The sequence below is a fragment of the Streptomyces sp. NPDC001828 genome (assembly GCF_042892175.1).
Taxonomy (GTDB): Bacteria; Actinomycetota; Actinomycetes; order Streptomycetales; family Streptomycetaceae; genus Streptomyces.
The window spans coordinates 86871-108346 of the sequence record NZ_JBIATV010000008.1; the positions used below are offsets into that span (position 1 = coordinate 86871).

Genomic DNA, 21476 nt, shown 5'->3' on the forward strand with positions numbered 1-21476 from the left:
CAACGGCCGAAAGTGGCACATAGGGCGCACACGGCTCGCATGGCCGGAAAGCTTTGTATACGACGACAGGGCTGCTGAACCGCTCCCGGACGATGGCACGAGCCCGGCTCGGCGCCCCCGCCGCTCGCTCCGGGAACGTCAATCCGCGATCTTCGCGGGTAAGTCCGGCAGCTTCTTGTCGTAGAGCCAGGCGTCGAGCAGGGGGCGCAGCGCCTCGCCGGAGGCGGCCTCGGCGTGGGCGATGAAGGCGAGGGTGTCGCCGATCCGGCCGCGCCGCGCCGCGTGCCAGCCGCGCAGCACCGCGAAGAACCGCTCGTCGCCCAGCGTCAGACGCAGCGCGTGCAGGGTGCAGGCGCCCCGGGTGTAGAGCCGGTCGTCGAAGATGCGGCGCGGCCCCGGCTCGGCGAGCCGCAGGTTCTGGCCGCGCCGGGCGAGGCTCCGCCACTCGCGGTGGGCGATCTCGTCGGCGCTGTCCTCGCCGATGTGCTCCGACCACAGCCACTCGGCATACGTGGCGAAGCCCTCGTTGAGCCAGATGTGCCGCCACTCGCGCAGGCCCACGCTGTTGCCGAACCACTGGTGCGCCAACTCGTGGGCCACCAGCGTCTCCCAGCCCCGGCGCCCGTCGATGTGATTGCGCCCGAACACCGAGCGCGTCTGGTTCTCGACGGGCGCGCCGAGTTCGGCGTCCACCACCACCGCCCCGTACGCCTCGAAGGGATAGGGCCCGAACAGTTCCGAGAAGTGCCGCAGCATGTCGGGCTGGCGGCCCAGGTCGTGCCGGGCCGCGTCGGCGATGCGGGAGGGGTAGGCGTTGTGCACAGGGATCGCCTTGCCGCCCGGCGGCCCCGGCGCGAGCACGCTGTCGTGCTGGAAGCGGCCGGTGTAGAGCGCGGCCAGATAGGTGGCCATGGGGCCGGGGTGGTGGTACGTCCACACGTCGGTGGCGCCCTCGCTGCGGCACTCGGTGAGCGTCCCGTTGGCGAGCGCCTGCCGGTCGCGCGGCACCGTGACCCGGAACGTGTACGCCGCCTTGTCGTCGGGCCGGTCGTTGCACGGGAACCAGGACGGCGCCCCCAGCGGCTGGGATGCGACCAGGGTGCCGTCGTGGCTGTCGCCCGTACGGTCCCAGCCGATGCTCCCGAACGGCGAGCGGATCGGTCCCGGCCGCCCGCCGTACCGCACCTTGGCGGTGAACACCGCGCCAGACGGCAGGGGTTGACTGGGCGTCACATACAGCTTGCCCTGCCGCTGCCGGACGCGGGCGGCCCGGCCGTCGACGTGCGCCGCGTGCGCGCTGAGCCGGGACAGGTCAAGTTCGATGCGATCGAGGGGGCGCAGGGCGACGGCCTGGATGAGCGCCGTGCCGGCGAGTTGGCCGCTGGCCGAGTCGTAGGCGATCCGCAGGTCGTAGGCGAGGGTGTCGTGTCCGTACGAGCCGTGCTGCGGGAAGTAGCGGTTCCCGCGGCCGGTGGCCTCGTCGTCCGCCACGGCGATCGTGCCGAGGGCGGAGAGCGCGGCCACCCGCACCAGTGAGCGCCGGCTGCACCGGGTCATGCCGCGCTGCCTTCCCGTGAAGCACCCTGACGGATCGTCATCTTGCGCTGCTCCGAAGCAGATTGGGCGGGCGCGAGGGGGGCGTGCTCGCCCGCGATGGGGTTGCCCGCCCAGCGGGTGTCGGGCGGCACGCTCTCCCCGCGCATCACGAGGGAAGCCGCCCCCACCGAGGCCCGGGCGCCGACGTCGGTGCCGGGCAGCGCGATGCTGTGCGGGCCGAGGGACGCCCCCTCCGCGAGCCGCACCGTGTCGAGCCGCATGATCCGGTCGTGGAACAGGTGGGTCTGCAGCACACACCCGCGGTTCACGCTCGCGCCGTCCCCGAGCGTGATCAGGTCGGTCTCCGGCAGCCAGTACGTCTCCAGCCACACCCCGCGCCCGATGTGCGCGCCGAGGCCGCGCAGCCACCAGTTGAGGACCGGTGTGCCGGTGAACGAGCCCGCCATCCACGGCACCGCGAGGGACTCGACGAACGTGTCGTACAGCTCGTTGCGCCACACGAAGGACGACCACAGCGGATGCTCGCCCGCCTCGAACCGGCCGACCAGGACCCACTTCGCGGCGGTCGCCGTCAGACCCGCGACCGCCGCCGCCGCGATGAGCAGCACGGTCCCGGCCAGCGCCGCGAACGCGAGGCCGCCCCGGTTGAGAGCGCTCTGCTCGCCGATCAGCACGGCCTCGGCGAGCAGTACCGAGCACATCAGCGGAAGCACCCGGCACAGCTCGACGGCGGCCCGGGCGAGCACGAGGCGGCGCGGCGGGTCGAAGGTGCGGCCGGGGTCGCCCGCGGTCGCCACCCGGGGCAGCGGAAGGGCGGGCCGGCCCAGCCAGGAGCTGCCCGGCTCGCTGTGCGCGGGCGCGTCGCACAACACGCCGACCAGGGCGCCGTCGGGCACGCGGCGCCCGGGTCCGACGATGCCCGAGTTGCCGACGAAGGCCTTGCGGCCGACGCTCGCCGTCCCCAACCGCAGCCAGCCGCCCCGGACTTCGAAGGGGGCGACCAGGGTGTCGTCGGCGAGGAAGGCCCCGTCCTCGACCGTCAGGAGCGAGGGCAGCGGCAGCACCGTGGAGATCTCGGCCCGCCGCCCCACCCGGGCGCCGAGCAGCCGCAGCCACACGGGGGTCGCCAGGCTCGCGTACACCGGGAAGAAGCTGCCACGGGCACCGCCGAGCAGCCGGGTCACCAGCCAGGCCCGCCAGGCGACGCCCCCGCACACCGGATGGAAGCCGGGCTTGATGCCGCGCCCGAGGATCCGGACCAGGCCGGCGAGCGTCAGGAGTGAGAACAGCGTGGTGACCACGGTGACGGCCGGCGCGGAGAGCAGCAGCCGCACGGCGACCGCCGAGAGCGTGTCGCAGGACCGCACCAGGTAGTAGACGCCGATGAGCGCGGGCGCGGTGGACAGCAGGCTCAGCAGCGGCAGGCCGATCAGTGAGAGCGCGTACGCGGCGGCCCAGCGGCGCGATCGCGCGGCGCGCGGCGCGGGCCAGCCGGTGCCGGCGACGCGCTCGTGGGAGTCGGCCGGTCGGGCCGGTGAGCCGAGCCAGCGCCGGCCCGCCGGGACCTCCCCGTCCAGGCAGGCGCCCGGCTCCAGTTCGGCGTGCGCGCCGAGCACCGCGCCCGGCATCAGGGTGCTGCGGTGACCGACCCGGGCACCCTCGCCGACGCTGACCGCGCCGATGTGCAAGGTCGCCCCGTCCAGCCACCAGCCGCTGATGTCTGCCTCCGGCTCCACGGCGGCGCCCCGGCCGATCGTGGCGAGCCCGGTCACCGGCGGCATGGCGTGCAGGGTGACGCCCCGCCCGACCCGGCAGCCCAGTGAGAGCGCGTACAGCCGCGCCCAGGGCGTGCCGAGCAAGGACGGCACTCCGAACGCCGCCACCACGCGTTCGGCCGTCCACAGCCGCAGATGGACACCGCCGCCGCGCGGATGGGCGCCCGGCCGCACACCCCGGGTCAGCAGGCGCGCCGCTCCGCCGCCGATCGCGAACCGGGCCGGGGCACTCATCAGGACCACGCTGCCGATCAGCACGAACCACCAGGAGGTGTGCGGCGCCCAGGCCTGCGGCGCGAGCCACCCCAGAATGTTGTCGAGCGTCGCGAGACCGATCAGGCCGCGCAGCCCCGCGATCCCGAACAGGGCCGTGGTGACGAGGAGTTGGACCACACCCGCTCGGCGCGGTACCGGTTCCACGGGCCGCGCCTCGGCGGCCGGACCTTCGAGCGATTCGAGGTGCTGGGCCATGTCCCGCAGGACCGGGCGGCGGTAGAGGTCGGCGACGGACACCCCGGGGTAGTGGGCGCGCAGTTCGGAGGCGAGCCGGGCCGCGCTCAGGCTGGAGCCGCCGAGCGCGAAGAAGTCGCTGTCCGGCTCGGGGTGCACGCCCAGCATCCGCTCCCACGCCCCGGCGAGCCGGGCGGAGGTGGAGCCGTCCTCGGCCGGGTCGCCGTCGCCGACGGGGCCGCGCTGGGAGGGCAGCGGCCAGGGCAGGGCGTCCCGGTCGACCTTGCCGGAGGTGCGCGTGGGCAGTTCGGCGACCTCGACGATCAGCGGCACGAGGGCAGCCGGCAGCCGTTCGGACAGGAAGCCCCGGGCCTGCGCCGCCTGGAAGCCGCTCTGCTCCGGCACCACGTAGCCGACCAGGATCTGGCCGCCGGCCGGGGTGCCGCGCACCGCCCCGGCCGCCGCCCGCACACCGGGGAGCGCTCTCAACATGGCGTCGATCTCGCCGAGTTCGATGCGCCGGCCGCCCACCTTGACCTGGTCGTCGGCGCGCCCGAGGTGCACGAGCCCGGCCGCGTCGGCGCGTACGAGATCGCCGGTCCGGTAGGCGCGGGGGGTGTCAAGCAGGGCGAGCGGGGCGAACCGCTCGGCGTCCTTGGCGGCGTCGAGATAGCGGGCGGTGCCCGCGCCCGCGATGACCAGCTCGCCCTCACCGCCGTACGGAACGGGTTCGCCGCCGGCGTCCAGGACCGCCAACTCCCAGCCCGCGAGCGGGAGTCCGATGCGTACCGGCTCTCCGGGCAGCATGCGCGCTGCGGTCGCCACCACCGTCGTCTCGGTGGGCCCGTAGGTGTTCCACATCTCGCGGCCCTTGACCGCGAACCGGTCGGCCAGGGCGCCCGGGCAGGCCTCGCCGCCGACGATCAGGAGCCGGACCTCGTCGAGGGCCTCCTCGGGCCACAGCGCCGCGAGCGTGGGCACCGTCGAGACCACCGTGATGCCGCGCTCCACCAGCCAGGGCCCCAGTTCATGGCCCGCCCGCACCAGGGAGCGGGGCGCCGGAACCAGACAGCCACCGTGCCGCCAGGCCAGCCACATCTCCTCGCACGACGCGTCGAAGGCGACCGAGAGCCCGGCGAGCACCCGGTCGCCCGGCCCCAACGGCCGTTCCGTGAGGAAGAGTTGGGCCTCGGCGTCCACGAAGGCGGCCGCCGAGCGGTGGGTGACCGCGACGCCCTTGGGCAGCCCCGTCGAGCCGGACGTGAAGATGATCCAGGCGTCGTCCCCGGGCGCCGCGGGCCGCCAGCGGGCCCTCAGGGGCGCCGCGGGCCCCGGCAGTATCCGCTCGTCGGCCTCGATCACGGCGCACACCCCGGCCTCGCGGAACACCGTCGCCGCGCGCTCCTCGGGATCGTCCGCGTCGACCGGTACGTACGCGGCGCCGCACAGCAGCACCGCGAGGATCGCGAGGTACAGGTCACAGGTGCCGGACGGGATCCGGATGCCGACCCGGTCGCCCGGACCGATGCCGTGGCGGGTGAGCCGCACGGCGCGCTCGGTGATCCGGTCGCACAGGTCCTGGTAGGTGAGCCGCTCGCCGCCCGCGTCGAGTGCGGGTGCGCCCGGATGGGCGGCCGCCGTCGCGTCCAGTACGTCGAGCAGGGTGCGGGGGTGCGGAGCGGCGGCGCCGCGGAAGACGGCCGGCAGGTGCGAAGACATACGGCATGCCTCTGGCGTAGTGCGGGTGGTACGGACATCCTTCGGACATCCGCCCACTCAGACGGGCATATCCAGCGGCGGGTTCGCTCCGGCCTTGGGACTTGACGATATTTATCCGTTGTTTTCGAAGTGATTCGGATGATTATGGCGCCGATCGGGGCAAGTTCAGAGCTGTTCCCGGTGGCTGAGGTCCCTTGCGCGTAGCACTAGTTCGGTGGCGAACCGGCGTTCGGGGTCGGTCAGCCGGTCCCCGAAGATGGACTCCAGGGTCCGCATCCGGTAGCGCACGGTCTGCGGGTGTACATCGAGGAGTTCGCCCATGTGGGCGGCGGTGCCCCGGGTCGCGAGCCAGGTCCGCAGGGTTTCGATGAGCCGGTCGCGCCGGCCGGGCGTCAGCGCGTCGAGCGGCGCGAGCTCGCGGCGGCCTAAGTGTTCGAGGAGCGCGGGGTCGGAGCGCAGCCAGAGGGTGACGAGGTGGTCTTCGCAGTACAGCGTCCCGGAGTCGCTGTCGATGACCCCGGACGCGGCGAGTTCGAGGACCTGGCGGGCCCAGCGCAGGGAATCGGACGCACCGCCGATGGGCACCTCGAGTCCGACCGCCGCCCAGGAGCCGTGCAGGGCCGCGTCCAGCATCCGTCTTCGTACCTCGTCGACGGGGCCGGGGACCAGCAGGTGGGGCAGTGGCTCGCCGGGGTCGGCCAGGACATCGTTGTCCAGGGCCGCACGGGTCAGCCCCGCACCGGAACGCAGCGCGACCAGGGTGACCCGCTCGGGCAGGGGCCAGTGGGCCCGGTCCGCCAGCTCGGCGATCGCCGCGCGCGGTACCGGGGATCCGGCCAGGATCAGATGCAGCAGCCGTCTTCGCAGCGCGTCCGAGCGCTCCCCGGAGAAGGACGTGACCTCCAGATAGCCCTCGCGCGAGAGCGCTTCCAGCTCCTCGACGTAGGTGAACAGGGCGTCGGCGAAGCTGAGCATGAGGGCGGGGGAGAGGTTGTAGCGCCGGCCGATCTTCTTGGCCCGGCGCAGCGCCACCCGGGCGCCGAGCCGGTAGGCGCCCTGCAGGGTGTCCAGGCTCCGCCCCTCGTACGCCTCGAAGCGGCCGAAGCGGCGGCACATCTCGTCGCGGAGGGTGGAAGGGGCGCTGGGGGACGCCACCTGGTCGACGAAGACGGTGAGGTTCTGCTCCACGCCGACTCGGATCGCCTCGCCGTAGGGGCCTTCGAGCAGCCGGGCGTATTCGGGGTAGGCGCGGGTGACCTCGGCGCCGATCTCCTTGAGCAAACCAGGCAGTTCGGGCCGCATGATCGCGGCGAACTCCTGTGGGAGCGGTCCCAACGGCTCCTGGGTGTCCGGTGATTGCGCGGCTGTGGGCATCTCACTCCCCTTGCACTACGGCGCCCGGTGGGGGAGAGCCGATGGAGAAAGCGCTCCCACCGACCGACAGGTGCGTACCTTTCGCGGACTGCTGAACCTAGAACAACTCTCATGTCATGGACAACACTTGAGGCAGCGTTCGATTCAGGGTGCATCGGTTGTCGGCCGATTCCGGTACGGCCCGCCCGAGCGCGGACGGGCCGTCGACGGGCGGGGCGCGGTGGCTACTGGACCGCCGAGTGCCAGTACTGGGAGAGCAGCTTGCCGTTGTCCGGGACGACCGTGCCGGGGGCGTGCAGACCGGCCAGATACGTCGACGCGCTGTTGAGTACGACGCTGTTCTTGCCGGCCGCCGCGGGCAGTCCGGTCTTCAGGTTCACCGCCCAGTCGAGCAGTCCGGCGAGGCCGCAACCGCTTGCACCCGGCACCGCGAACGTGGTGTCCGTCTGGCTCGCGTTGACGAGGCTGAGCCGGTTCATGTCGCCCGCGGTGTTGGGCGTTCCGTTGCCGTCGAAGCGCTGGATGCCGAGGGTGGGAGCGGTGACGTTCTGCGGGCGCAGCACGATCGGGTGGGCGGTGGAGCCGATGTAGCAGGAGCCCCCGAGGAACGGGTTCTGGAGGTGGATGCGGATCGGGATCGAGATGATCGGCTGCCCCGAGGTGGCGCCCGCCGTGAGGTTGAAGTCGGTGGGCGTCCCGGCCGATTCGACGGTGGCGGTGACCCGGTTGAGGGTGCCGTTGGTGATCTGCCGGCAGATGTCGCCGATGACGGGGATGTTGCTCGGGCACATCAGGCCGAGCAGCCCGCCGGGGATGTCGGCGGAGTCGGCGATCAGCGCGCCGCCGGCCGGTGCGACCAGGCTGTTCGTGCCGTCGGAGTGCTGCACCACGCCGACCTGGAGGTCGCTGGCGCCGGTGATGACCTGGGTGCTGCCGAGCTTGATGGTTCCGCTCGCCGAGTGGGAGGCGATGCACTGCACGATGTCGGTGCGGCCGTCGGCCGCCAGCATGGCGGGGTCGTCCACCGGGCAGCGGCTGAACGGAGCCCAGTCTCCCGCGAGTTGAGTTGCCGCCGCGCCAGGTGCGGAGGCGGCGTCCGCCGAGGCCGGGCCGACGGTCGCGAGGGCGGTCAGGGCCGTGCAGGTGGCCAGCAGTCCGGCTCGCAGCCGGGTGGATACGGGTCTCATCGGGTCGTCCCCTCTCGGACGCCACGACTCGTGACGTCCTGTACGTGGGTGGGCGGGTGCGGCAACGTCCGTGTGCGGTGGGCGAGTTGGCTGAATCTGGACGCGGTCATGGCGCTCGGCGCGGTGGCACCGGGTGCGGCGGTGCTCAGCGCAGCGGGGTCGGGATGGTCGTCGGCTGCTTGTCGGCGGTGCAGAGCTGCGCCGGGTCGTCTTCGATGCCGGAGGCGCAGGGCGCCCCCTGGTTCTGCTTGACCGTGTTGGCGGGCCCGGACACGGACGCCGTGAACAGCGGGCTGAGGTCCTCGCCCACCCCGCAGCCGGTGAACGGCGGAATGGTCACCGAGCCGTTGAGCGGCCCGCCCCCGGAGAGCGAGTACCCGCGCCAGACGGTGTCCGTGCCCTTCTTGACCTCCCCGAGCAGGACCATGTGGTCCTTGGTGTTCCGCGCCGGGTCGGGGTCGGTGGAGTAGACCGGGCCGCTGGTACGGCAGTTGGGGCCCACGTCGAGCGGGGTCCCGTTCACCTTCACGTCGGAGACGCGCAGCACGAGGGAGGCCCTGATGTATGTCTCGCCGTGCCCCGCCGTGTTGTTGAGGTCGGACTCGATGGACAGGGGACCGGTCGCCTCAAGGGTCATCGTGGCGGTGGTCGGCATGAAGCCGAAGGTGAGGAACGTGGCCGGTCCGGGCGGGGTCTGGGCGCGGCCCTGGTAGTCGAGCCGGCCCACCGACTTCTGGAGCAGGTGCAGTTCGAAGACGCCCGGCCTGACCTCGATGCGCTTGATCTGGTTGAGCCCCTGGACGACCTTGGCGCAGAAGACGGGGATCAGCGAGGCGCCGCCCATCTTGGTGACGTTGGAGTACCCGGTGGTGTAGGCCGCCAGGGCCAGCGGGTTGGTGGTGTCGCCCTGGCACTTGGGTGCGGTGGCGGCCGGCGCGGCGGCCCCTGCCTTGGGCGGGGCGATCCTGGGAGCGCTCTCAGGGGTGCTGCGCGACGCACCGCCGGCCGCGGGGCCCGTGGCGGAGGTGCTGGGGGTCGGAGTGGACGAGGAGGGGGCGGCGCCGACGGGCACGGTGGCGAGCAGGCCCTTCGCGCCGGGGGCGGGCGTACAGGGCACGGAGAGGGTGGCCGGGTCGGTGGCGCCGCCCTCGGTGGTGAGCGGGCGGAAGTCGAGCGTGAGTCCGGCCGCCGTGACGGTGAGGTCGCCGGGGCTGTTGGCGGTGATGCTGGGCACGTCACCGGTCGCCCGGAGCACGGCGCCGCCCGGCGAGGTCAGCGGCACGGAAGGCGCGGTGCCCAGCCAGAGCGCCTGGGCGGCGGCGCCGTTCTGGGCCACCTCGGTGGTGAGCCGGGTGGTGGCGCCGGTCGTGGCGGCACGCAGTTTGGTGAGCTCGGCGACGGCGGCGTCGGGCAGCGTCACCGACGTCGTCACCTCGGCGGGCAGGATGGCGGATCCCGTGGCGGCCCGGGCCGGGAACCTGGCCGCCACCTGTACCTTCACCGGATGCGGCCCGGCCGGGAACGCACAGGTGTAGGCGAGTTCGGCGCTGGCGCGCTGGTCGCCGAGGGCCACGTCGGCGCCGGGCACGATCGCGGCCAGGACCACGGTGGCCGCCGCCACCGCACCCCGGCCGCGCACGCTCCGCCACCGGCCGGCCGGTACCGGGGTTCGGGTCACGTCGCGTTCAGCTCCACTGGCTCAGCTCCTCGGAAGGGCCGGCGGCAGGTGCGCCGCCGTTGGGGGACCGCCCGGTCTGTCAGGTATCGGGCCGGGCGGTCCGGGGGCGTAGCGAGGTGTCATGCCGCTGCTACGAGCCGACGATGGTGGGCTTGGTGGTGGTACCGGTCACCACCGCGTAGTAGTCGCCGTTGAACGACGGGTGGTCGCCCGCGGAGACCACGCCGGCGCAACCCGCCGTCGGGGCCGAGACCGTCAGCTCGGTGGGAGTGGCCGCGACCTTCAGGTCACCGGTCGAGTTGGTGTACGTGCCGTGCGCGGTCCCGGTCACCGTGAACGCACAAGTCGCGACGCTGACACGGGCGTTGACGCCGGAGATGTAGCCCTGCGAGACGCCGGTGGCCGCGGTGTAGTTGGTCACGTTGAGCGTCCACGGGGTGTTTGCGACCGTGTTGACGGTGCCGAGGAAGCTGGTGCACGGCTCGCCGGTCTTGCCGAAGTGCACCGGGTTGATGGTGCCGACGGCGGCCGGGTTGCCGGTCGCGCTGTGGAGGGAGCCCGCGGCGTCGGAGTACGTGCACGTCATGTCGATGCCGTTGATGGAAAGGACCACGTTGGTGGACTTGGCGGTGAAGTTCTCCGGCGAACTGGGGCCGACGACCCAGTTGGTGGGAACGAGGGCCATCGCGGGGGCGGTGGCCATGACGAACGCTGCTGCCGCGGCGCCGGACACCAGCGCAAGCTTTCCGAGGGGGTTTCGCACAGTAATTCCTCCGGTTTCACCAGCTACGGGGACGGATTCGGCCACGTACGATCCGTGACGAGGCGGACGTTACTTGCGAGAAACATCGGCGCACAATCCTGCCGTGCAAGATTGTGTCGAGCAAGGCCCTACCTTGTGCCCGTGATGAGCAACCGGCCGGTTTTTCTTGTCGATTGGTGCGCAATGGCCGAGCCGGCGCCACGTCATTCGTGCCGAAGTTCCCGGTTCTCTCCCCATAAGCGCTGCCCTGTCGACCGGTTACAGGTGAAACCCATCAACGGATGACAAGTTCCGGGAATGGACTACTGCTTCGATGACAAGTTGGCGACGGCCGGGCGCGGGCTCGCGGAAACTTCCGGAACTGGTATTGCAGAGCGAGGTTACCGGGCCGTAGCGTCCGGTGTGCGGTCGGTCCGGGCAGCTCAGACGCCATCCGGAGCGTTCGCGCCCACGCTCCCGGCCGCGCCCCCGAAGGCCGGGAGCCGCACGGGCGAAGTGCCCGGCCCGCTCCTGTCACCGGGCCCGGGCTCTGGCCGGTACGGGGGCGCCGCGGCTCAGCTCCCCCCGGCCGCGGCGCCCCCGTTCCACACGCACCACCGCCTTACTGCTCCATTTCTGCGCAGTCGTCCACCAGGCCGGCTTCGGAACTTGTCAACGAGTGACAACGAAAAGGGAATTCACCGATGTGGCCGTCCGGGATCTTGTTTCGGCGCCGCCGCGCAACTTACCGTGCGCCCCTCGGTGCCCTTGCGTCACGTCGTATGTGCCTGCTGGAGGTGGGATGGGAATTGAAGTCGTGGTCGAAGGTCTGACCAAGTCCTTCGGCAAGCAGAACATCTGGCAGGACGTCACCCTCACCTTGCCCGCAGGTGAAGTGAGCGTCATGCTCGGCCCCTCCGGAACCGGAAAGACGGTCTTTCTCAAGTCGCTCATCGGGCTGCTCAAACCGGAACACGGCCGGGTCCTCATCAACGGTGTCGACATGGTGAGCAGTCCCGAACGGGACATCTACGAGACCCGGAAACTCTTCGGCCTCATGTTCCAGGACGGCGCCCTCTTCGGCTCGATGTCCCTCTTCGACAACATCGCCTTCCCGCTGCGCGAGCACACCCGCAAGAAGGAGTCGGAGATCCGGCGCATCGTCATGGAGCGGGTCGACATGGTCGGCCTCCTCGGCGCCGAGGAGAAGCTGCCCGGGGAGATCTCCGGCGGCATGCGCAAACGCGCCGGGCTCGCCCGCGCCCTGGTCCTCGACCCGCAGATCATCCTCTGCGACGAGCCGGACTCGGGCCTCGACCCGGTCCGCACCGCCTTCATCTCCCAGCTCCTGATCGACCTGAACGCCCAGATCGACGCGACGATGCTGATCGTCACCCACAATCTCGACATCGCGGCGACCGTCCCCGACAACATGGGCATGCTCTTCCGCCGCAACCTCGTCACGTTCGGTCCGCGCGAAGTGCTCCTGACCAGCGAGGAGCCGGTCGTCGCCCAGTTCCTCAGCGGGCGCCGGGAGGGACCCATCGGCATGTCCGAGGAGAAGGACGCCGCGACCCTCGCCAAGGAGCAGCTCAACTCGCCCGCTGGACAGGCGAGTTCGCCGCCGCGTCGCATCGTGCCGCAGCTCGAGCCCTCGCCGGGGCTGCCCGCCCGCCAGGCGGTGCTGCGCCGCAAGCTGCGGGTGATGGGCATGCTCGACGAACTGCCGCCCGCCGCCCGCCGCGCCGTCGAGAACGGCATGGCTCCGGCCCAGGAGGCAAGGCCATGACGATGGAGGCCGAGAGGAACCCGGCGTCCGCGCCGCCCCGCCCGGACAGACCGTCGCGTCGCCAGGTGCCCGGCCTCGGCGCGTTCCGCCAGACCGGCAGGCTCTTCGCGCTGGCCGCCGCCGTCGTCCGCGCCGTCTTCAAGCGGCCCTTCCAACTACGCGAGTTCATCGAGCAGTTCTGGTTCATCGCCAGCGTCACCATCCTGCCCGCGGCCCTCGTCTCCATCCCGTTCGGCGCCGTCATCGCCCTCCAGGTCGGCTCGCTCACCCAGCAGCTCGGCGCCCAGTCCTTCACCGGCGGCGCCAGCGTCCTCGCCGTCATCCAGCAGGCCAGTCCCCTCATCGTGGCGCTGCTCATCGCGGGCGCCGGCGGCTCCGCCATCTGTGCCGACCTGGGATCGCGCACCATCCGCGAAGAGCTGGACGCCATGGAGGTCATGGGCGTCTCACCCGTCCAACGCCTCGTCGTGCCAAGGGTGTTGGCGACCATGTTCGTCGCGGTGCTGCTCAACGGCATGGTGTCCGTCGTCGGCACGCTCGGTGGCTACTTCTTCAACGTCATCCTCCAGGGCGGCACCCCGGGCGCCTACCTCTCCAGCTTCTCCGCCCTCGCCCAGCTCCCCGACCTGTACGTCAGCGAGATCAAGGCGCTGATCTTCGGGTTCATCGCCGGGATCGTCGCCGCCTACCGGGGGCTGAACCCGCGCGGCGGTCCGAAGGGCGTCGGCGACGCGGTCAACCAGTCCGTCGTCATCACCTTCCTGCTGCTGTTCTTCGTGAACATGGTGCTCACCGGGATCTACCTCCAGATCGTCCCCCCGAAGGGCGGCTGACCGATGGCCCTCTTCAGCATCCTCGACCGCTCGGGCGACCAACTCACCTTCTATGTCAAGGCGTTGCTCTGGATCCCGCGCACCCTGAGGCGCTACCTCAGGGAGGTGCAGCGGCTGCTCGCCGAGGTCGCCTTCGGCAGCGGCGGCCTCGGCGTCATCGGCGGCACCATCGGCGTGATGATCGCCATGACCCTGTTCACCGGAACCGTGGTCGGCCTCCAGGGGTACGCCGCCCTGAACCAGATCGGCACCGCCGCCTTCACCGGCTTCGTCTCCGCCTACTTCAACACCCGCGAGATCGCCCCCCTGGTCGCGGGCCTCGCACTGTCCGCCACGGTGGGCGCGGGCTTCACCGCGCAGCTCGGCGCGATGCGCATCAACGAGGAGATCGACGCCCTCGAAGGCATGGGCATCCGCAGCCTGCCCTACCTCGTCACCACCCGGATCGTCGCCGGAGTCGTCGCGATCATCCCGCTGTACGCGATCGGACTGCTCAGCTCCTACTTCGCCTCCCGCCTGACCACGGTCGTCTTCAAGGGCCAGTCGCGCGGCACCTTCGACCACTACTTCAACCTGTTCCTCTCCCCGACCGACGTGCTGCTCTCCGTGCTCAAGGTGCTCATCTTCAGCGTGATGGTGATCCTGGCCCACTGCTACTACGGCTTCCGCGCCACCGGCGGCCCGGCCGGCGTGGGCGTCGCGGTGGGCCGCTCGGTCCGCAACGCCATCGTGCTGATCGCCGTCACCGACTTCTTCCTCTCGCTCGCCCTGTGGGGCGCCACCACCACCGTGAAGGTGGCCGGATGAACGCGCGCACCGCCCGGCGCCGCACCGCCGGAGTCGTCTTCCTGCTCGTCCCGGCGCTGCTCGTGTGGCTCTCGATCGCCGTGTACGACAAGCAGTTCACCCGCTCCGACACGGTGACCGTGGAGACGGGCAGCGTCGGCAACGAGATGCACCCGGGCGCCGAGGTGAAGCTGCGCGGCGTCGTCGTCGGCGAGGTCCGCACCATCAGTGCGGACGGCACGGGGGCGAAGCTCACCCTCGCCCTCCAGCCGGACAAGCGGAGCCACATCCCCTCCGACGTGCGGGCGCAGATGCTGCCCACCACGCTCTTCGGCGAACGGTTCGTCGCGCTGGTACCGCCGCCGAACCCGTCCACGAAAGCGCTCTCAGCCGATGCGACCATCCCCCAGGACCGGTCGAGCAACGCCATCGAGCTGGAGCAGGTGCTCGACAACGTGCTGCCGATGCTCACCGCAGTCAAACCCGACAAGCTGTCCTCCACCCTCTCCGCGGTCGCGCGGGCGCTGCGCGGCCGGGGCTCCCAACTCGGCGACACCGTGGTGACGTTGGACGCCCACCTGAAGAAGTTCAACCCGAACCTGCCCACCCTCAACGCGGATCTGGTGCAGCTCGTCAAGGTCGCCGGGACCTACAGCGACGCCGCCCCCGACATCCTGAGAGCGCTCACCGACGCCACCACCACGACCGGCACGCTCGTCGACAAGGAGACCCAGCTCCTCGGCGTCTACGGACAGACGACCAGAACGGCCCAGGACCTCACGGCCTTCCTCCAGCAGAACAAGGACAACATCATCCGGCTCAGCGACGTGAGCCGGCCCACCCTGGACGTCCTCGCGAAGTACTCCTCGGCCTTCCCCTGCACCCTGCGCACCCTGGCCGGATTCGTGCCCGCGATGGACAAGGCCCTGGGCAAGGGCACCGACAAGCCCGGCCTCCACGTCACCGTCCGGGTCGTGCCCTCGCTCGGCAAGTACGTGGCCGGCCGCGACACCCCCGTATACAAGGGCGGCGACGGCCCGCACTGCTACCCGGTGCCGTACCTCGGCTCCCCGCTCCCCGCCGAGAGCGCTCTCACCAGCGCGGCGGCCACCTCCGGTGCCGGGCTCGGCCTGCCGAACTCGCCCCAGGAGAACCAGCTGGTGAACGAACTGCTCGCGCCCGCTCTCCGGCAGGCCCCGCAGTCCCTGCCGGACTGGAGCAGCCTGCTCCTCGGCCCCGCCCTGAGGGGGACGGAGGTGACCATCAAGTGAAGCGCCGCAGCATCGCGGGCCCGCTCGTGAAGTCGCTCGTCTTCGTCCTCGTGACGGTGCTCGCGACCACCGTGCTCGCCCTGTCCATCGCCAATACCGGGGTGGGCGACACCACCACCTACCGGGCCCGCTTCACCGACACCACCGGACTGATCGAGGGCGACAGTGTCCGCATCGCCGGGGTGAAGGTCGGCCAGGTCGACCGGGTGGAGGTCGTCGACCGGCGGCTCGCGCAGGTCACGTTCTCCGTGCAGCGCGGCCGGAGCCTGCCCGGCACGACCACGGCCGCGATCAAGTACCTCAACATGGTCGGCCAGCGCTACGTCGAACTGGGCCGGGGCACCGGCGCGGTCGGATCCGCGCTCGCGCCGGGCGCGACGATCCCGGTGCAACGCACCACCCCCGCCCTCGACCTCACCCAGCTCTTCAACGGCTTCCAGCCCCTGTTCGAAGGGCTCTCGCCCAAGGACATGAATGACCTCGCGGGTTCCATCGTGCAGGTGCTCCAGGGCGAGGGCGGGACCGTGGACAGCCTGCTGAAGCACATCGGTTCGCTGACCACGACCGTCGCCGCCAAGGACAAGGTGATCGGCGAGGTCATCGCCAACCTCAACACGGTCCTGACCACCGTCAACGACCGCGAAGCGGGCTTCAACGACCTCGTGGTCACCCTTCAGCAACTGGTCTCCGGGTTCGCCGGGGACCGCAAGCCGCTCGGCGAGGCGCTGGCCGCGATGGGCGACCTCACCACCGTCACCGCCGGGCTCTTCCAGGACGGCAGGGCCCCGCTGAAGGAGGACATCAAGCAGCTCGGCCGGCTGTCCTCGAACCTCGCCGAGAGCGCTCCCCAGATCGAGAACTTCCTCCAGAAGACCCCCGAGAAGATGCGGGCCGTCACCCGCATCGCGTCGTACGGATCCTGGCTCAACCTCTACCTCTGCGAGGCCAAGGTGTCCGGCGTGAAGAACGAGGACGGCAGCCCGCCGCCCACCGGAATCCCGGTCAGCGAATCGAGGTGCCAGGGATGAGACTCCCCGCACCCCGGTGGCCCGGGATCCCGCGCCGGTCCCGCCCCACCGCCGCGCGCCCCGCCCCCGAGCCCTCCGACCGCAGAAGCCCTGCCCGGCGCCGGCCCCGCCTCAAGCCCATGAAGGAGCGCAACCCCGTCGCGGTCAGCCTGGTGGGTCTGCTGGTCCTGGCCCTGATCGGCCTCGCCGCCTACAACGCGGACTCGTTGCCGCTCATCGGTGGCGGCACGACCTACAGCGCCGACTTCTCCGAGTCCGCCGGGCTGCGCGACGGCGACGAGGTGCGGATCGCCGGGGTGAAGGTCGGCGAGGTCCGCGGGGTGTCCCTGGACGGCGCCAAGGTGAAGGTCACCTTCAAGGTGAAGGACGCCTGGATCGGCGACGCCTCCACCGCCGCCATCGCCATCAAGACCCTGCTCGGCGAGAAGTACCTGGCGATCGACCCGCTCGGCAGCGCCGAGCAGAACCCCGGCAGCCGCATCCCGCTGGCCCGCACCACATCCCCGTACGACGTCACCCAGGCCTTCGAGGGGCTCAGCAACACGATCGGCGAGATCGACACGGCCCAGCTCGCCAAGAGCTTCGAGACGATCTCCGACACCTTCAAGGACTCACCGCCCGATGTGCGCACCGCCGTCTCCGGCCTCTCGGCGCTCTCCAGGACCGTCTCGCAGCGCGACACCCAGCTCGCCCAACTCCTCAAGGGTAGCGAGCAGTTGACCAAGACGCTCGCCAACAGGAAGAGCAGCTTCGAGACCCTCATCGACGACGGCGGACTACTGCTCGGCGAGCTCAAGCAGCGCCGCGACGCCATCCAGGCGCTCCTCACCGGCACGCGGGGCCTGGGCACCCAGCTGACCGGCCTCGTCAAGGACAACTCGGCCCAACTGGCGCCCACGCTCCAGGCGTTGGGGCGCGTCACGGACGTCCTCGTCAAGAACCAGCAAGGCCTGGACCGCACGCTCGCCCTGGCCGGGCCCTACTACCGGCTGGTCGGCAACGCCGTAGGCAGCGGCCGCTGGTTCGACACCTACATCTGCGGGCTCGTCCCCAGGAACTACCTCCCGGCGAAATCGCTCCCGACCACCGGCTGCATGCCGCCGAAGAACGGAGGCTACCCATGAGCCGGCGACGCGCTCTCACGATCGTCCTGGCCCTCGCGGTGATCGCCGTCACCGTGGTCGGCGGGCTGACGGTGTTCGCCGACTCCGGCGGCAAGCGGATCACCGCCTACTTCGACCACGCGGTCGGCGTCTACCCCGGGTCGGACCTGCGGATCCTCGGTGTCAAGGTCGGCGAGGTCGACTCGGTGACCCCGCAGGGCCAGCAGGTCAAAGTGGTGGTCACCCTCGACCGGGGCGTACGGGTGCCCAAGGACGCCCGGGCCGCCATCGTCTCGCCCAGCGTGGTCGCCGACCGGTACGTCCAGCTCGCCCCCGCCTATACCGGGGGCCCCGAGATCGCCGACCGGGCCGAACTGCCCGCCGCCCGCAACGCCACCCCCGTCGAGGTCGACCAGCTCTACGCCTCCATCACCGAGCTCAGCAAGTCGCTCGGCCCCGACGGCGCGAACTCCTCGGGAGCGCTCTCCGGGCTGCTCGACACCGGAGCCAAGAACCTGAACGGCAACGGCGCCGCCATCGGCGACTCCATCGAGCAGTTCGGCAAGGCCGCGAAGACACTCGACGGCAGCAGCGAGCATCTCTTCGCCACGCTGTCCTACCTCCAGACGTTCACCACCATGCTGAAGAACAAGGACGGCGCGGTGCGGGACGCGCAGAACCAACTCGCCGACGTGACCTCGTTCTTCGCCGACAACAAGGACAACCTGGCGGGCGCGCTCAAGGAACTCGGCACCGCGCTCGGCAACGTCAAGACGTTCATCCAGGACAACCGGGGCAGCCTCAAGGCCGAAGTCGACAAGCTCGTCCCGCTCACCCAGATCCTCGTCGAGCAGCGGGCCTCCCTCGCCGAAGCCCTGGACACCGCGCCGCTCGCCGCCGGAAACGCTCTCAACGCCTACGACCCGGTCCATCGCACCCTCGACGGCCGGGGCAACATCAACGAGGTCAGCATGGGCGGCGACATCGTGTTCCCGGGCAATCCAGCGGTGACGGGCGGCGCGGGACTCGTCCCCGTGCCGGAGAACCGCCTGAAAGCGCTCCCAGCGCTGCCCCTGCCCCCGGTCGGCACCGTCTACGGGACCTCGACCGACCCGGTGAAGGGCGCCAACGGCGGCTCGGCCTCCGGTCCCGCCGGCAAGAAGGGGGACCGCTGATGGCGGCGCGCATCACCCGGCGGACCGGAGCCGCGCTGGGCGCCGGGGTCGCGGTCGTCGTGGCCCTGGCCCTCACCCTGGGCAGCTGCTCGGCGCCGTCGTTCTCCGGGATCGACCAGCTCCCGCTGCCCGGCGGGGCCGACCTCGGCAGCCACCCGTACGACATCACCGCCGAGTTCGCCGATGTGCTGAGCCTGGTTCCGCAAGCCGCGGTGAAGGTCAACGACGTCGCGGTGGGGCGGGTCACCAAGGTGTCGCTGGCCCCCGACGGCTGGTCCGCCAAGGTCACCATGCGCATCAGGGGAGACGTGCGGCTGCCCGCCAACGCCTACGCCCAGCTGGAACAGTCCAGCCTCCTCGGCGAGAAGTTCGTTCAGCTCGCCGGACCGGCCGAGGACACCAAGGAGACGGCCCAGGGCCGTCTCGGGCCCGGCGCCGCGATCCCCATCTCCCGGACCAACCGCAACCCGGAGGTCGAGGAGGTCCTGGGAGCGCTCTCGATGCTGCTCAACGGAGGCGGCGTCAGCCAGCTGAAGACCATCACGACCGAGCTCAACAAGGCGATCGGCGGCCGCGAACCCGAGGTCCGCTCCATGCTCCAGCGCGTCAACACCCTCGTCACCGACCTGGACGGCCACCGCGGCGACATCACCGACGCCCTGGACGGCGTCAACCGGCTCTCCGCCACCCTCGCCACCCGCAAGGAACAGGTCGGCACGGTACTGACCGGCCTGTCGCCGGGCCTCAAAGTCCTTGAGGAGCAACGGGGTTCACTCCTGACGATGCTGAAGTCGCTCGACACCCTCTCCACGGTGGCCGTCTCCACGATCAACAAGAGCAAGGACGACATGGTGGCCGACCTGAAAGCGCTCGCGCCGACGCTCCAGGCGCTCGCGGACTCCGGCAAGGACCTGCCGGACTCGCTCCAGGTGCTCCTCACCTATCCGTTCACCGACGAGGTGCTGCGCGGTGTCAAGGGCGACTACCTCAATGTCTACCTCGCCGTGACGGCCGCGCCCGGCACCCAGCTCATCCCGCCGCTCACCACGCCGTCGCCGTCGCCTTCGACGACACCGGGCGCGCAGAAGGCCCCGCTGGCTCTGCCGTCCGTCGCCGACTCCACGTCCGGACAGGGATCCGGCTCCGGTTCGGGCTCTAATTCAGGTGCTGGTTCCCGCTCCGGGGGGACGAGCTGATGCTGACTCTCGCGACCAGAATCAAGAACCTCGCGTTCCTCGTCATCGGGGTGCTCGTGCTCGGCTATACCGGGTTCCGGTACGCCGACGTCGGTCACTACGTCGGCCTCCGCGACTACTACACCGTGAAGGTCCATCTCGCCCAGACCGGCGGCCTGTTCACCCACTCCAACGTCACCTACCGGGGCGTCTCGGTGGGCCGGGTCGGACCCATCGGGCTCACCGACGACGGCGTCGTCGCCGAGCTGCGCATCGACAACTCGGCGCCGCCCATCCCGACCGCCCTCGACGCGGTGGTGGCCAACCTGTCCGCCGTCGGCGAGGAGTACATCGACCTGCGGCCCACCACCACCGACGGCCCCTACCTCGGTGACGGCGGCGTGATCGACCAGTACCAGACCAGCACCCCGGCGCCTGTCACCACCGTGCTCTCCAGTGTCAACAGCCTTGCCGCGTCGGTGCCGTTGGACTCGCTGCGCACCGTCGTCGACGAGTTCGGCAAGGCCTTCGAGGGGCGCGGTGACGATCTCCAGGTCCTCCTCGACAACGGCAGCGACTTCGTGCGGGCCGCCGACAAGGCGCTGCCCAGCACCACCACGCTGCTCGCGGACGGCCAGACCGTCCTGAGCACCCAGGCCGAGGAGGGCCAGGCCATCAAGACCTTCGCGTCGGGGGCCCAGCAACTGGCCGCGACCCTCAAGGGCTCGGACACCGATCTGCGCAGGCTGATCGCCGCCGCGCCCGACGCGGCCGGCCAGGTCAGCGGGCTGCTCAGGGACCTGAATCCGGCGATCAGCGTGGTGCTCGCCAACCTCCTCACGACGGCGGACGTCGCGGTGACCCGCCAGCGCGGAATCGAGGAACTCCTCGTCAAAGTACCGCCGTTGGTGGCTGCGGGGGCCACCGCCATCGACACCAAGGGCGCCAATCTGGGCATGGCGGTCACCTTCTTCGCGCCGCTTCCGTGCACCGAGGGATACGGCGGCACGGTCTACCGCAACGGCCTCGAAACGCTCGATACGCCGAACCTCAACACCAAGGCGCGGTGCACCGCGCCCGCGGGTAGCGGAAGGGACGTCCGGGGCTCGGCGCACGCCCCGGCCGGCGCCCCGCTCGGCCCCCCGGCCCAGCCGGGCGCCCTGCCTCCCGGCAAGGCCGCGCCCACCGCTGCCGCACCGCCCGCCGCCCAGCCGGTGGCGCTCCCCGGCGCCCTGGCCCTGCCCGCGCTGCCCGGCGGTGGCCCCTCGGACCTGGCCGGACTGCTCGGGCTCGCCCCCGGCGCCGGCGGAAAGGACGGACGCCCGTGATCGCGCTTCCCGCCCGGCCCAGGCTGCGCCGCTCCCTCGTGGCGGCCGCCCTCACCGTCTCGGTCGCCTTCGCCGCGTTCGCGGGATGGGCGTACCTCCAGGCGCGGAACGACGCCTCGGTCGCGTACGCCACCTCGCGGGACGCCGCCCTGGCGGCGGGCCGTACACAGATCGCCGCGCTCTCCACGCTGGACGCCGCCCACCCCGACGCGGCACTGCGCACCTGGCTCGACTCCTCGACGGGTCCGCTCCAGGACGAACTGCGCCGCACGGGCGCCGGTAAGCCGACGGCCTCGGCCCGTGGCGAGGTCACCGACGCGGCCGTCACCGAACTCGACGACCGCTCGGGCACGGCGAAGCTCATCGCGACGGTCCAGGTCCGGCTCACCCCGGCGGGCGGCGCGGCCACCACGGACCGCAAGCGGCTCGAAGCGGCGCTCGAACGCACCGACGGGGGCTGGAAGTTGAAGGCACTGAGTGCGGTTCCGGTCGCCGCGTCCTGAGCC

General features: G+C 71.4%; 16 protein-coding genes. 10 read left to right on the forward strand and 6 right to left on the reverse strand.

Annotation, left to right across the window (positions count from 1 at the left end; translation table 11 throughout):
- Nucleotides 1-138 precede the first annotated feature (138 nt).
- The 6 genes from ACFYZA_RS22490 to ACFYZA_RS22515 all read right to left on the reverse strand — a co-directional run bounded on the left by ACFYZA_RS22490 (nucleotide 139) and on the right by ACFYZA_RS22515 (nucleotide 10503).
- Nucleotides 139-1557 (reverse strand): M1 family metallopeptidase, encoded by a 1419-nt coding sequence (locus ACFYZA_RS22490; RefSeq protein WP_382585744.1) that lies wholly within the window; start codon nucleotides 1555-1557, stop codon nucleotides 139-141.
- Nucleotides 1554-5501, reverse strand: a complete 3948-nt coding sequence (locus tag ACFYZA_RS22495) for a Pls/PosA family non-ribosomal peptide synthetase (protein WP_388492347.1) — start codon at nucleotides 5499-5501, stop codon at nucleotides 1554-1556. Before ACFYZA_RS22495 ends, ACFYZA_RS22490 begins: the two co-directional genes overlap by 4 nt.
- A gap of 165 nt (nucleotides 5502-5666) precedes the next feature.
- The gene (locus ACFYZA_RS22500) at nucleotides 5667-6875 is read right to left on the reverse strand and encodes a helix-turn-helix domain-containing protein (protein WP_388492349.1); all 1209 of its coding nucleotides are present in this window, start codon (nucleotides 6873-6875) and stop codon (nucleotides 5667-5669) included.
- Nucleotides 6876-7099: 224 nt separating this feature from the next.
- Nucleotides 7100-8062 carry a hypothetical protein gene (locus ACFYZA_RS22505; RefSeq protein WP_388492350.1) on the reverse strand — a complete coding sequence of 321 codons (963 nt, stop codon included), beginning with the start codon at nucleotides 8060-8062 and terminating at the stop codon, nucleotides 7100-7102.
- Nucleotides 8063-8207: 145 nt separating this feature from the next.
- Nucleotides 8208-9740, reverse strand: a complete 1533-nt coding sequence (locus ACFYZA_RS22510; RefSeq protein ID WP_388492352.1) for a DUF6801 domain-containing protein — start codon at nucleotides 9738-9740, stop codon at nucleotides 8208-8210.
- 130 nt (nucleotides 9741-9870) lie between these two features.
- Nucleotides 9871-10503, reverse strand: a complete 633-nt coding sequence (locus tag ACFYZA_RS22515; RefSeq protein WP_388492354.1) for a hypothetical protein — start codon at nucleotides 10501-10503, stop codon at nucleotides 9871-9873.
- A 781-nt stretch (nucleotides 10504-11284) separates the two neighbouring features.
- On the opposite strand from ACFYZA_RS22515, the gene ACFYZA_RS22520 reads away from it, so the two are divergent.
- The 10 genes from ACFYZA_RS22520 to ACFYZA_RS22565 all read left to right on the forward strand — a co-directional run bounded on the left by ACFYZA_RS22520 (nucleotide 11285) and on the right by ACFYZA_RS22565 (nucleotide 21473).
- A complete protein-coding gene (locus ACFYZA_RS22520) occupies nucleotides 11285-12271 on the forward strand; it encodes an ABC transporter ATP-binding protein (protein WP_382585762.1) in 987 nt (328 codons plus the stop codon).
- Nucleotides 12268-13104, forward strand: coding sequence for an MlaE family ABC transporter permease (locus ACFYZA_RS22525; RefSeq protein ID WP_388492355.1), 837 nt, complete (start codon nucleotides 12268-12270; stop codon nucleotides 13102-13104). Before ACFYZA_RS22520 ends, ACFYZA_RS22525 begins: the two co-directional genes overlap by 4 nt.
- Before the next feature lie 3 nt (nucleotides 13105-13107).
- Nucleotides 13108-13911, forward strand: coding sequence for an MlaE family ABC transporter permease (locus ACFYZA_RS22530; RefSeq protein ID WP_388492356.1), 804 nt, complete (start codon nucleotides 13108-13110; stop codon nucleotides 13909-13911).
- Complete coding sequence (locus ACFYZA_RS22535) at nucleotides 13908-15161, forward strand: MCE family protein (protein WP_388492358.1); 1254 nt, start codon at nucleotides 13908-13910, stop codon at nucleotides 15159-15161. Before ACFYZA_RS22530 ends, ACFYZA_RS22535 begins: the two co-directional genes overlap by 4 nt.
- Nucleotides 15158-16189, forward strand: a complete 1032-nt coding sequence (locus ACFYZA_RS22540; protein ID WP_382585771.1) for an MCE family protein — start codon at nucleotides 15158-15160, stop codon at nucleotides 16187-16189. Before ACFYZA_RS22535 ends, ACFYZA_RS22540 begins: the two co-directional genes overlap by 4 nt.
- 119 nt (nucleotides 16190-16308) lie before the next feature.
- Nucleotides 16309-17313, forward strand: coding sequence for an MCE family protein (locus ACFYZA_RS22545; protein ID WP_388492360.1), 1005 nt, complete (start codon nucleotides 16309-16311; stop codon nucleotides 17311-17313).
- Nucleotides 17310-18467, forward strand: a complete 1158-nt coding sequence (locus tag ACFYZA_RS22550; protein WP_382585778.1) for an MCE family protein — start codon at nucleotides 17310-17312, stop codon at nucleotides 18465-18467. The genes ACFYZA_RS22545 and ACFYZA_RS22550 overlap by 4 nt, the downstream gene beginning before the upstream one ends.
- The gene (locus ACFYZA_RS22555) at nucleotides 18467-19663 is read left to right on the forward strand and encodes an MCE family protein (protein ID WP_388492362.1); all 1197 of its coding nucleotides are present in this window, start codon (nucleotides 18467-18469) and stop codon (nucleotides 19661-19663) included. The genes ACFYZA_RS22550 and ACFYZA_RS22555 overlap by 1 nt, the downstream gene beginning before the upstream one ends.
- Complete coding sequence (locus tag ACFYZA_RS22560) at nucleotides 19663-20970, forward strand: MCE family protein (RefSeq protein ID WP_388492364.1); 1308 nt, start codon at nucleotides 19663-19665, stop codon at nucleotides 20968-20970. Before ACFYZA_RS22555 ends, ACFYZA_RS22560 begins: the two co-directional genes overlap by 1 nt.
- Nucleotides 20967-21473 (forward strand): hypothetical protein, encoded by a 507-nt coding sequence (locus tag ACFYZA_RS22565; protein WP_388492365.1) that lies wholly within the window; start codon nucleotides 20967-20969, stop codon nucleotides 21471-21473. Before ACFYZA_RS22560 ends, ACFYZA_RS22565 begins: the two co-directional genes overlap by 4 nt.
- Nucleotides 21474-21476 lie beyond the last annotated feature (3 nt).